Annotated in this window: 9 protein-coding genes; 3 read left to right on the forward strand and 6 right to left on the reverse strand. The window is 69.7% G+C overall.

Going from position 1 to position 12,296, the window contains the following annotated elements; all coding sequences use genetic code 11:
- Positions 1-2: 2 nt before the first annotated feature.
- Genes OHQ87_RS04825 through OHQ87_RS04845 form a run of 5 tightly spaced genes read right to left on the reverse strand, consistent with a single transcriptional unit; the run spans position 3 to position 9,128 of the window.
- Positions 3-1,298, reverse strand: coding sequence for a cytochrome P450 (locus OHQ87_RS04825; protein WP_328345305.1), 1,296 nt, complete (start codon positions 1,296-1,298; stop codon positions 3-5).
- Positions 1,214-3,817, reverse strand: coding sequence for an acyl-CoA dehydrogenase family protein (locus OHQ87_RS04830; protein ID WP_328345308.1), 2,604 nt, complete (start codon positions 3,815-3,817; stop codon positions 1,214-1,216). The genes OHQ87_RS04825 and OHQ87_RS04830 overlap by 85 nt, the downstream gene beginning before the upstream one ends.
- Positions 3,818-3,823: 6 nt before the next feature.
- Entirely contained in the window at positions 3,824-7,102 is a 3,279-nt protein-coding gene (locus OHQ87_RS04835) for a non-ribosomal peptide synthetase (protein WP_328345310.1), read from the reverse strand.
- Positions 7,099-8,253 carry a M20/M25/M40 family metallo-hydrolase gene (locus tag OHQ87_RS04840; protein ID WP_328345312.1) on the reverse strand — a complete coding sequence of 385 codons (1,155 nt, stop codon included), beginning with the start codon at positions 8,251-8,253 and terminating at the stop codon, positions 7,099-7,101. The genes OHQ87_RS04835 and OHQ87_RS04840 overlap by 4 nt, the downstream gene beginning before the upstream one ends.
- Positions 8,250-9,128, reverse strand: a complete 879-nt coding sequence (locus OHQ87_RS04845) for a RimK family alpha-L-glutamate ligase (RefSeq protein WP_328345314.1) — start codon at positions 9,126-9,128, stop codon at positions 8,250-8,252. The genes OHQ87_RS04840 and OHQ87_RS04845 overlap by 4 nt, the downstream gene beginning before the upstream one ends.
- Positions 9,129-9,334: 206 nt before the next feature.
- Between OHQ87_RS04845 and OHQ87_RS04850 the strand changes: the two genes are divergently transcribed.
- Positions 9,335-10,066, forward strand: a complete 732-nt coding sequence (locus tag OHQ87_RS04850; protein ID WP_328345316.1) for a hypothetical protein — start codon at positions 9,335-9,337, stop codon at positions 10,064-10,066.
- On the opposite strand, the gene OHQ87_RS31325 is transcribed toward OHQ87_RS04850, so the two are convergent.
- Entirely contained in the window at positions 10,030-10,344 is a 315-nt protein-coding gene (locus tag OHQ87_RS31325; protein WP_442930680.1) for a transposase, read from the reverse strand. The genes OHQ87_RS04850 and OHQ87_RS31325 overlap by 37 nt on opposite strands.
- A 347-nt stretch (positions 10,345-10,691) precedes the next feature.
- Between OHQ87_RS31325 and OHQ87_RS04860 the strand changes: the two genes are divergently transcribed.
- Positions 10,692-11,282 carry a hypothetical protein gene (locus tag OHQ87_RS04860; protein WP_328345318.1) on the forward strand — a complete coding sequence of 197 codons (591 nt, stop codon included), beginning with the start codon at positions 10,692-10,694 and terminating at the stop codon, positions 11,280-11,282.
- Positions 11,272-12,294: a BtrH N-terminal domain-containing protein gene (locus OHQ87_RS04865; RefSeq protein ID WP_328345320.1), complete on the forward strand. Its 1,023-nt coding sequence runs from the start codon at positions 11,272-11,274 to the stop codon at positions 12,292-12,294. Before OHQ87_RS04860 ends, OHQ87_RS04865 begins: the two co-directional genes overlap by 11 nt.
- The last annotated feature ends 2 nt before the right edge of the window (positions 12,295-12,296 follow it).

Genomic DNA, 12,296 nt, shown 5'->3' on the forward strand with positions numbered 1-12,296 from the left:
GCCTATCTCCAGCTGACCGAGAGCGGCAGGCTCACGACGCCGTTCAGGAAGTTCGACACGAGATGCCTGGGCTCACCAGCAAGGGAAACGGATCGCACGCTCTCGCGCCAGAGATCGAAGAATGTTTTCATGCCGGCGATGGCCACATGCTGGCCGATGCACCGGTGAACACCGAAGCCGAACGCGGTGTGCTGGTTCGGGGACCGGTCGGGGACGAACCGGAACGGCTCCGGGAACACCTCTTCGTCGCGGTTCGCCGAGCCGAGCCACGCGGTGACCAACGACTCCGCCGGGACCTCGGTTCCGGCGAGCGTCACGTCGCCGGTGGTACGCCGCAGCACGTGGTTGATCGGGCTGGCCCACCGCAGTGCCTCGTCGACGAACTTCTGTTCCGTGCGTTCCTGGCAGGTGAACCAGGACCACAGGTCGTCGTCGCCGGCCAGCAGGATCAGCATCTGATTGATCGTCTGGGGTATGGTCGGGTTCGCCCCCATCAGGAACGCGTAAGCGTTGAGCAGGGCGACGTCCCGGCCCGGGTCCTCCACCACGCCGGCGGTCCGCGGACACCGGCCGATCACCGAGTCACCCGCCGGAGCGTCTTCCAGGACGTCCCCGAGCACGGTCATGATCGTCGTGTGGGCCTCGAAGAGGTTGAGACGACGTTGGTACGCCGATTCGCCGGCGTCCGTTCCGCCCATCGCGCGTACGGTCGCCCGGCCGGTGACCGGCCACTCACTCGTGGGAATGCCCATCAGCGCGCCGGTGACCGTCATCGGCAGGGTGACCATGTCCGCACAGAAGTCGAACGATTCACGGCCCCGGATGGTGTCGAACAACTCTCGCATGCGCTCGTCGATCCCCTGCGCGAGCCGCTGCGTCGCCGGCACCGTCATCAGCGGGGTGAAGATGCGCTTGAGTTCGGAGTGGACCGGGGGGTCGGTGAGGTGGATCGCCGCCCCGGCCGCGACGTCCCCGTCGCCGCGCACGCTGAGCATCGTGCTGTACGCCGAGGAGAACGCCGTGTGGTTGCTCAGCACCTCCCGGACGTCGGCGTGCCGCACAGCCGCGAAGAACTCCTGCCCGTCGGGGGTGACCTGGCGGTGGAGTCCGCCGCGCGCGCGCATCTCCCGCCACGCCGCGTGCATGCCCTGGTCCGAATACCGCGACTCGTCGTAGAGTTCCGCCGCTCCGGGAGTGTCGAGATCGACTCGCATCAGCACCTCTCCTTGCCTGACAGGGGGTCGAGCAGCCCGATGTTCTCCGCGCAGCGCATGTAGAAGCACGACGCGACCGACCACTCCGTGATGCCTCGGGCGCCCATGACCTGCATCGCGGCGCGTAGGAGGCGGACCATCGCGTCCTGCTGGACCAGCTCGAACCGCCGGAGCGCGCTCTCGTCCAGTTGCGCCGCCGTGTTCGCGATCTCGTACAGGCGCGTGCCCACCGCGTGCATCTCGGCGTACGACCGCACGAGCGGGAACATCAACGCGTCGAGGTCGACGAGGCGCCGGCCGAACTGCTCGCGGCCGGACGCGTGCTCCCAGGCCGTGCGGAACAGCCCGACGCCGAGGCCCAGCACGTACGCCGCGTGGCGTACCCGGTCCTGGCGGGAACCGGTCGGACCGGGCCGGTAGGCGTTCTCGTAACCGAGGTACCCGAGGCTCAGGCTGATCGCGCACCCGGCGGTGAGGCCGAGCCCGAGACCGCCCTCGTCCTCGGGGCGTTCCATCCGGTCGAATCCCAGCTCGGCCAGGGTGTCCGCCAGCGCCGTGCGGCGGGTCGGCGAGTAGGCGAACAAGGGCTGCGCCCGGATGCCGGCGCCGACCGGTTCGAGGACCTCCACCAGGGTGTCGACCAACTCCGGCCCGAAGCGTCGGGGGATCTCGCGACAGCGGCGGGAGTACTCCTCGCCGAGGTCCACCTTGATGGTGGACAGCATGATCTCCGACGAGCCGGCCGAGAGGGTGAGCCCGGGCGACTCGGTGAGTCCGGAGTACAGCTCCTCGCGGACGAGGTCGTCTAGGTCGGTCCGGTCTGCGAGCGTCCGCCAACGACGGAGTACCTCGTGCCCGACCTGCTGGCAGGTCTCGCTCGTGTACAGCTTGGCCACGGCGGTGTCGGTCGCCGCGACATCGGGGCGCAGGAACACCTCGGTCGCCGCGCGCGCCACCGTGGTGGCGCACTCGACCTGTCCCTCGAGCAGTTGGAGGTCGTCGGGTCGGCCGGTCGCCGCACGGAGCGCGGTCAGCCACCGGGCCGCCCGGACGACGTGGTCGATGCCGGTGCGTTCGATGGCCAGGGCACCGTCGAGCAGCCCCCACCCGCGGCCGTCCGCACCGATCCGCCGCCAGCTGTCGACCTCGACGTCGCGGAACGTCACCCGGCACATGCGCTCGGGCTGGATCGTGTCGACGAGCTCGACGGTCACGCCGGGTGCGGCCAGGTCGACGACGAAGAGGGTGATGCCGTCGTACTTGTTGCCGTCCGCCCCGGTGCGCGCGGCCACCAACGCGGAACCCGAGATGTCGCTGTAGATGCTGTACACCTTGACGCCGTTGATGACGTACCGGTCGCCGCGGCGCTCGGCCCGCGTCCGGAGCGCGGCGAGGTCGCTGCCCGCGCCCGGCTCGCTGTAGAGCACGGTGGCGAACTCCTCGCCCCGGCTGATCCGCGGGAGCAGCTCGCGTTTCAGCCGGTCGGAGCCGGATTTCAGCACGAAGTAGCCGACGATCTGCACGGTGAGCGCGTACACGAGGTCGGGCAGACCGGTCGCGATGAACCGCTCGAACAGCTCGACGGCCACCCGCGTCGACGTGCCCGAGCCGCCCAGCTCGCGCGGCCAGTCCGGGGTGAGCAGACCACGCCGGCCGAGTTCCCGGTACGCCTCGGCGATGGCTCGCCCGTCCATCCGCCGGGACCGGATCACGAGGTCGCGCCACCGGGGCGTGTCGATCAGCTCGGTCAGCGACGCGAACAGATCGGGCGCGACGTTCCCGTGGTCCGTGCCCGTGTCCGCGACGGTGCCCGTAGTCGCAAGACCGTATCGGATGGTCTTTTCGATGGCGGCCAGGTTCTCGGGATCGTTGAGCAGGTCGTAGTGTCCACCGGCCAGGTCCTGGAAGTCGACGTCGCCCGAGGTCGTCTCCCGCCAGTCCGACTTGGAGGACTCCGTGGCGCGGATCGAGACGATGTCGAGATCGCCGGGTGTGGGCCACCAGGTGCCGATGAGACGGGAGTTGTGCGCGAAGATCTCGAAGCGCTCCGAGAACGTCTCCATGTCCATGCCCAGGGCCTCGGCGGCCGCCGTCGGCGAGTCGGACCGCCACTCGCCGGCCTGACCGCCCGACCTCAGCGCGTCGCCGACGAACTCCCGCAGCCGCCTGCTCGGCGTGGGCTCCTCGTATTCTCTGAACCGCCACGTCGAGTCGAGCAGGACCACCTTCGGGCGGATGCCCTGTCGTGCCAGCAGGCAGGCGATCTCCCAGGCGAGAGCGCCGCCGAAGGACCAGCCGCACACCACGTCGACGTCGGGACACCGGTCGCCGAAGCCCGCGACGTACCGCCGCGCGAGTTCCTGTATCGACGGGGCCGGCTCCCCGTCGACGAGGACCTCCAGCGACGCCTCCAGTCCGACGCACCGGTAGTCGCGCAGTCTCCGCACCAGCGGCTGGAGCGCGAGGAGGCTGCCGCCGACCGGATGTGCGAACAGGAGGACCCGCTCGGCGTGTTCGAGTTGACTCATCTCGACGAGGCCGGGTACGCCGGTCGCCGTCGACCTCGTACCGAGGTAGGTGCTGAGGCGCTTGCTGTGATTCATGCCGGCCTACTCGCTTGCCAGGAGTCGGGCCACGTCTTCTTCGCTCATCTGCTCGATGGCCTGCTCGAGCTCCGCGGGCGACAGGCTGGCCAGCCGGGCCCGCTCGACCTCCAGAGCCATGCTCTGCACGCTCGAGTCGTTGAAGAACACGACCAGGGAGATCGTCGTGGAGAACAGTTTCTTGATCTTCGACATCAGCTGGACGGCCTGGAGGCTCGTCCCGCCCAGGTCGAAGAAGCTGGCCGTCTTGGAGAAGTCGACGCGGCCCAGGATCGGCCCGAACGCCTCGGTGAGCATCGTGCGTTCGATGTCGTTGAGCTGCTCCACGGGCGTGGACTCGGCGGCGGCGTCGACGCTGACGGCGGGCAGCGCCCGCTCGTCGATCTTCCCGCTCGCGTTGATCGGCAGCTCGTCCATGATCACGAAGCTGCTGGGCCGCATCGTGGACACGAGGCGCTTGCGGCAGTGTTCCCGCAGCACCGCCTCGGAGACGGTGCCGCCCGCCCCGGTCGCGCAGTACGCCACGACCCGCTTCTGATCCCCGTCCGGCCGGACCTGTACGTACACGTTCTTGATCCCGTCGGCGGCGCGGAGCACGCTCTCGATCTCGCCGATCTCGATCCGTACACCATTGATCTTGACCTGTCGGTCGAGCCGCCCGACGTACACGAGTTCGCCGCTGCCGTTGAGCCGAGCCAGATCGCCGGACAGGTAGACCCGGGCCGTCGGATCGGGACCGATCGGGTCCGGGATGAACTTCTTCCGGTTGTCCTCGTCCCGGCGCCAGTAGCCCGACGTCAGTCCGACTCCGCCGAGCGCAAGCTGTCCGATGACCCCCTGGGGCACCGGCCGGTGGTGGTCGTCCAGCACGTACGCCGTGTGGTTGTCCATCGGCCCGCCCATGGGCAGGGCACCCGGCGACAGCGGCTCCCGCAACTCCTTGACGATGCTGGTGACGGTGCACTCGGTCACGCCGTATCCGTTGAAGATCCGGCGGCCCTTGCCCCACGCCCGGACGAGCTCGTGGGAGAACGCCTCGCCGCCGACGAACACGATGCGCAGGTCCTGCAGCGGTGCCGGATCGAGCAGCTTCATCACCGACGGGGGCAGGTCGGTCACGGTGATCCGGCGCTCCTGCAGGAACTGCTGGACATCCGGCATGCTCAGCCGCTGACCGGACGGTACGAGGTGGAGCGACGCGCCGCTGAGCAACGCACCGAACATCTCGAAGATCGAGACGTCGAACCCGCAGGACGCGTAACCGAGGACCCGGTCGTCGGGGGAGAGCTCGAACAGCGTCCGCACGTTGCGGATGAAGCCGAGGATGTTGTCGTGGCTGATGAGCACGCCCTTGGGCGTTCCCGTGCTGCCCGAGGTGTACATCAGGTAGGCGGTCGCGTCCTCGCCGCGGGCCACCTCCGGTCGCCCGGCGGGGGGCTCGGCGTCGGCCGGCAACCGCCGTTCCAGTGCCGGTGAGATCCCGGCCGTGGTCGCGTCGCAGATCACCTGCAACAGGTCGGCGTCGTTGATGATCGCCTCGATCCGGCCGCGTGGGTTCATCGCGTCGATCGGGACGTAGACCGCGCCCAGTGACATGAGGGCCAGCACGGCCGCCGGGAAGTCGGGCGACGGTTCGAGCGCGACGCCCACCCGGCTGCCGGCGCCGACCCCGGCCGCGCTCAGGTGGGCGCGCAGTTGGTCGACCCGGCGCAGCAGCTGTCCGTAGGTCAGCTGCGCGGTGGGGGTGCTGACCGCCACGCGGTGCTCGTGCTCGTCGACGACGTCGCGGAAGTGCGCGAACACGCTGCCGGTGGGCGCCGGCGTCCGGGTGCCGACGCCGAGGTGGCCCTGTAGCGCCCGGGCCTCCTCGTCGGAGTCCCAGAGCCGCTGCATGCTGACGTCCGGCGCGGCCAGCGCCCGGCGGAGGAACCCGACGAACGCCCGCTGCATGGCCTGGATCGTCGCCAGGTCGAAGATGTCGGTGTTGTAGACGGTGTTGACGTCCAGGTCCTCGTCGGCCTGGTTGAGCGTCCACTGCTGGAAGAACTTCGCGCGCGTCGTCTCGGGCAGGATGCCGGTCAGCGAGACGCCGTCGAGGAGCTGGAGCTGGTCGGTCCACTCGTTGATCGTCAGCGTGTACTGCAGCAGCGTCGACCGGGAGGAGTCCCGCTGGACGTTCGTGTGCGCGACGATCTCCTCGAGCGGAAGGTAGCCGTGCGCCTGGGCGCCGCGCAACCGCTGCTGGACCCGCGCCAGGCACTCCTGGAACGTCTCGTCCGGTGCGACCGGGCAACGCAGCGGCATCATGTTGATGAAGAAGCCGATGGTCCGTTCGGTCTCGATCTCGCCGCGGTTCGCGTTGGGCATCCCGAAGATGACGTCCTCGGATCCTGAGTACCGGTGGTACACGCAGGCCATCGCCGTCGCGTACACCGTCGCCGGCGTGGTGGACAGGGCCAGGGCGAGGCGCTTGACGTCGGCCGCGACCCCCTTCCAGCTGCTCGTCTCCGAGCTGCCGGCGTAGGTCGCGTCGGGTGGCAGCGGACGGTCGCCGGGAATGTCCATGACCTCGACGTCGCGCAGGGTCTCCGTCCAGTAGTCGACGCTGGCCTGCCAGGCCCCGGCCTGCAGGCGCTTGCGCTGCCACGCGCTGAAGTCGGCGAACTGGACGGCCGGTGGTTCGATCTCCGGCGCGACACCGACCCGACGGGCGTTGTACTCCCGCACGAGTTCGTCGAAGAAGACCGCCGACGACACACCGTCGAAGATGATGTGGTGGAAGACCACGCTGAGGAAGTGAAGGTCATCACGCACGGTGATCAGATCGAACTTCCACAGTGGAAACGTCGTCAACGTGAAGCGGGTCTCGGCGCGTTCGACGAGGATCCGGTTCGCTTCGGTCTCGGAGTCCGCGTACGACCGCTCGACGGCGACCTCGGGATTCTCGACGATTCCCTGGAAGTACTGGTCGTTCTCGACGAGGACGTACGTCCGCAGCGCCTCGTGGCGCACGACGATGCCGGCGAGCGCCGCGGAGAGGGCGTCGGCGTTCAGTTCGCCGTCGAGCCGGAACGCGAACGCGACGTTGTAGGTCGTTTCGCCGGGTTGCAGCTGGTCGACGAACCACAACGTGTTCTGCGAGTAGGACAGCGGCACGTTGTCGCGATCCTGTCGGGGCTGCGGCCCGCCGGTGACCCTCGCCCGCGCGTTGGCCAACATCGTGGCGAGCGACTGCTTCTTGTCGCCGGCGACACTGTCCGGCGCTGATCTCACGTCTGAAGTCACGCGAAGCTCCCGTTCAAGTTGGTCGCATCGATCGTCGGAGAGTCTTCTCGGGAACCGGTGTGCTGATCGCCGTCCGACCGGACGGGCAGGTGCGCCAGTTCCGAGATGGCAATGGACAGCACGTCGATGCCACGCAGGTAGTCCGACAACACGATGTGCTCGGTGTCGGCGTGGTCGAGCCGGCTGTCGCCGGGGCCGTAGGTGGCCATCGGGACGTCCCAGACCTCGGCGAGGGTGTTCATGTCCGAGGTGGCGGTCTTCACCAGGAACCGCGGCTGGCCGTGCAGCCGCCGGATACTGGACACCAGCGCGCGCGCCACCGGCGTGGACCGGCTCGCACGGCAGGCCGCGACCGAGTTCAGCACCTCGATGTCACCGGCCGGCAGGCGGTCACGCAGGTCGCGGACCAACGCTTCGGCGTCGTGGCCCGGTGGGGTGCGGATGCTGACGTCGACGGTCGCCGTGGTCAGGTCCGCGTTGAGCTGGCAGAGCGTCGCGCCCGGCCGATCGAACACGCCGAGGCTGGCGTCCGGCCCGAGCAGGTCGACCAGCGCGGTCCAGCAGGCGACAGCCAGGTCGGAGGCCTTCGGTGCCGGGTTGCTCGGGTGTGTGGACGGAAGCCTGACCGTGTAGCGCAGGTCGAGTTTGCCCTTGTATCCGAGCACCACGCTCGACCAGCCGCTCGGTTCGCCGACGATCAGTGCGTCCGGCTGTTCGTGGGTGACCCGGATCGCCATCGCCCCGCGTGAGCACGGGGTCTCCTCCTCCACGGCGCCGACCACGACGAGCCGGCCGGGGAAGTCGACCGCGCTGGCCGCGGCGCAGATCATCGCCGCGAGGGGCCCCTTCGCGTCGACCGCGCCCCGGCCGTAGAGCTTGCCGCCCTCGGAGTGGACCGGGATCTCGCCGGGGATGGTGTCGAGGTGTCCCAGCAGCATCAGTGTCGGTCCCTCGCCGCGTTCGATCACGCCGATGACGTTGCCGACCGCGTCGATGTGGGACCGGAAGCCCAGGACCGCCATGGCGTCGGCCAGGAAGTCGGCAAGCGCGCGTTCCTGGTAGGAGGGGGAGGGGACCTCCAGCATCCCGCGCAGCAGGCCCACGGCGTACGTCTCGGTGACCGCGCCGGACGAGGTGAATGCGAAGTTCATCGAGATCCTCGCTCCAGTAGATGTTCCACGATGCGGTCCGCGACGTCGACGCGGTCGCCGAGTGCGGACTGGAAGCCGGAGAACTCGACCCGGTGGTTGACCTCCAAGACCAGCAGCCGGCCGTCGCTGTCCTCGATCAGGTCGACGCCGGCGATGTCGGCGCCGACCGCGGCGGCGGCGTCGGTCGACAGCTTGGTGATCTCGGGTGTGGGTTCGCACGGCCGGGTCCGTCCGCCGAGCGCAACATTGGTCCGCCACATCTCGCCGACCCGGTAGACGGCGCCCAGCAGTTCACCGCCGACCATGATCGCCCGGATGTCCCGGCCGGGTTTGTCGACCAGTTCCTGTACGTACCCGAGGTGCGACTGGGGGCCGGGCAGCGCGGCGACGTACTCCAGTACGCCTTCGGCGGCGGCGCGGTCGGGTAGCCGGACCACGAGCCGGCCCCACGACCCGACCAGCGGTTTGATCAGCGCTGGATAGCCGATGGCGTCCAGCGCGTCGAGTGCGGCCTCGGGGGTGAGGCCGAGCGCGGTGCGGGGCACCGGCAGCCCGGCCGCCTGCAACGCCATGGTGGTACGCCACTTGTCCCCGCAGAGCGCGGTCGCGTCGGCGCTGTTGACCACGTCGATGTCGGCCGAGGTGAGGCAGCGGGCCGCGTACTCGGCCCGAACCTGGCCGATCTCCCGGTTCAGCACGAGTTGCCAGGGCAGGTCGCGCTGCCCGGCCGCGAACCAACGCCGCCGTGTGTCGACCTGGTCGAAGGCGACACCACGCCGATCGAGCGCCTCGAACAGTCGCTTCTCGTCCGCGCCGACCCGGCTGGCCAACACGGCGATCCGGCCGTCGTCGGGATGCTCTGGTATCGATGGCACCATGACCTCCGTAATGGGACGGCACAATTCGGCTGCTCCGTGACGCTACGGGCGACTCGATCTCGAACGCGTCCGCGCGAGGTTCATCCGGGACGACGCGTTACATTGACATTCGTGCCCGCGGGGTGCGGGTTTCGCTTACCTGATCCGCGCCCGGCCTGTACGACAATGGACCACGTTCAATGCGTCATAACGGAAGGAATCACATGGAAAGCACCCCGGAACGGATGTCGGTGCTCGCGCTGTGGAGCGCCCCGCGCAGTCGCTCCACCGCCTTCGCCCGGATGATGGCGGAGCGGAACGACCATCTCGTGGTGCACGAACCGTTCTCCCAGGTGGTCGACTTCGGTGAGGCGAAGGTGGGTGACCGGGTCGCGCGCACCGAACAGGAGGTGCTCGACGCCCTGCGCGCGGTCGCCGCCGAGCGGCCGGTGTTCTTCAAGGACACCATGGACTTTCGCTACCCGGCGCTGCTCGCCGATGTGGCCTTCCTGAAGGCCGCCACCCACACGTTCATCATTCGCCACCCGACCGAGGCCATCGCCTCGCACTTCGCCCTGAACCCGAAGCTCGGGCGCGACGAGATCGGCTTCGCCTGGCTGTGTGAGGTCTTCGAGGCGGTGCGGTCGGCCACCGGTACGACGCCGACCGTGATCGACTCGGACGACCTGCTGGACCGGCCGGAGGACACCGTGCGGGCGTACTGCGCGGCGGTCGGCATCCCGTTCGTGCCGGAGGCGTTGAGCTGGCGGCCGGGCATGCGGCCGGAGTGGCAGGCGACCGGCCGGTGGCACCAGTCGACCAGTCGGACCACGGGTTTCGGGCGGAAGGGCGGCGCCGGTGCCGGGGTGGTCGACGGGAATCCGGTGCTGCGGGACTACCGCGATTACCACCTGCCGTACTACGAGCGGTTGCGCGTGGCGGCGCTCCGGCCCTGACCGCCGGCGGTGCGGCCGGTGACGTGGTCGCGGGTGTGAGGGTCGTGCCCCACGCGGCCCGGCGCGACGGTGTGGAGTGCTCGGTGGAGGCGTCGGTCGCCACCGCGGTGGAGCCGGTAGCGGGTGGTGTCGCCTGACGAGGCCGGCAACGGTGACGCGCCGCCCGGGGCGGCGCACGCGGCATCGGAGCGGACGCGGCCGGGGCGGGGCCAGGCCAGCAGAACCGCGAGGAGGTCCACAGCCTCGCGTCGGTACCGCGACGCAGTGGCCACCGACACCTCGCCACCCCCGAGGTGGGGGAGGCTGCCGCCGTTGCGCAGGCGGGTCAGGGGCCATGCGCCTGTTGCTGCGGGTGCGGCCCGCGCGCCGGCGCCACCGGTCGCGGATCAGCTCGGTCAGGCGGGTCCGGTTACGCGTGGACAGCGGGAGGATCGACACGCGACCCCCTACCTGCCCGATCGGCCGCCCTTGACCACGACGAAAAGGGTCCGATAGTCAGCTTGATTACCCGGAGAGTGCATCGAAAGGTCAATCGGGACATTCGCGGTAATCATTATGGAGACGAAATGAGGGATTCGGCCGCCTAGATTGGTGTCACCGAAGGGTGTTCCAGTGAGGGAGAGACATGCTCGTCTCCAGTGCCGTTTCCCGCCGGTGCGATCCGGTCGACATATCCGAGCACCGCAACAACGTCGCCATCTCGTCGGCGACGGCGACCAAGGCCGGCCACTTCAACGTGTGGGGCAACTCGTTCGCCGCCGAGCACCTGCCGGCCGGCGAAAGCCTCGTCCACGTGGCGGGCGTGCCCTTCCACTTCCCGCCGGTGTGTGCCGGCCCTGACAACGTCCGCTGCGAAGGACAGTTCATCGCCGTGGCGCAGGGCCGTTACGACTGGGTGCACGTTCTGGCGGCGGCCGAGCGGCGCTGCGAGGACACCGTGGAGCTGAACTTCACTGCCGGCCCGGTCGACGCCGAGTGGCTGCGGGTCTCCGACTTCTGGGCGGCACCGGCCTGGTTCGGCGAGCTCCTGGCGTTCCAGAGCCCGGTCATGCACTACCCGCACCACGTGCAGCAGGGCGTGCCGGCCGTCATGTGGGCCCAACGGGTGCCGGTCACCCGGCGTGCCGACCTCGTCGGCATCCGCCTGCCGCGTAACGCCGCGATGCACCTCTTCGCGGTCACCGTCCAACACGCGGAGGGCGATCATGACCAGTGACGTGACGGCCCGGACCTACCTGATCGCCGAGCCTGAGCTGTGGTGCCGCGACCTGATCAGCTGCCTGCAGGCCACGTTCGGCACGCTGGTGGCCCGGTGGGGTGCCGACCCGTTGGCCGTGCTCGGGGCGGGTTGGCGGTTCCTGCACCTGCCGGGCGACGTCCGGTTCGACGAGTTCTACTACCCCTGCCCGGACGGCGACCTGGGCGCGGCCCTGGCCCCGCACCACGAGCTGCGGGCCCGCTGGTGGCAGCCGGCCGACGAGGACGACGTCTGGCGGGAGGTGCGCGAGTCGCTGGCCCGCGACCAGCCGGTCATCGCCGCGGTGGACAACTTCTACCTGCCGTTCCGGCCCGCCTACGGCGACGTGCACGCCGCTCACCTCGTGGTGATCTATGGCTTGGACGAGGACCGCGGGCTCGTGTACGTCTCGGACGCGATGCCGCCGGCCTACCGCGGGCCGGTCCCGCTCGGGGAGTTCCTGAACAGCTGGGGTTCGGCCAACCCGGCCGACGTGCAGGACGCGTTCTTCAGCGACTCGCGGATCGGCAGGCGCTGTCTCGACGTCCGGCTCGACGCCCCACCCGCGCCGCTGACCCCCGAGCTGCTCCACGGGTACCTGCGCGTCGACGTCGACGACTTCACCACCGCCACCGCGGCCCGTAACGGTCTCGCCGGGTTCGACGCGTTCGCCGGAGAACTCGTCGACCGGTGCCGGGCGGGGGACGCCGCCGCGCTGCGCGAGCTGTACCCGTTCGGTTGGGGCATGCAGGCGCAGGCGTCGCTGCACGGGGAACTGCTGCGCCGCTGCGGCCGGGAGTGGGGCGACCCGGCCCTCGCCGGGGCCGGACGGGCCGTCGAGGCGGTCGCCCACGCCTGGACCGGGCTGCGCATCACCGGCGCGCACGGGATCGCCGATGCCCGGGCGGTCTCCGCCGACATCGCTCACCACGCCACCGTCCTGCGTGGCAAGTACGCGTACGCCGTCGACGCCGTCACCGCGGCGATCTGACC

This window comes from Micromonospora sp. NBC_00421, from assembly GCF_036017915.1.
Lineage (GTDB): Bacteria > Actinomycetota > Actinomycetes > Mycobacteriales > Micromonosporaceae > Micromonospora.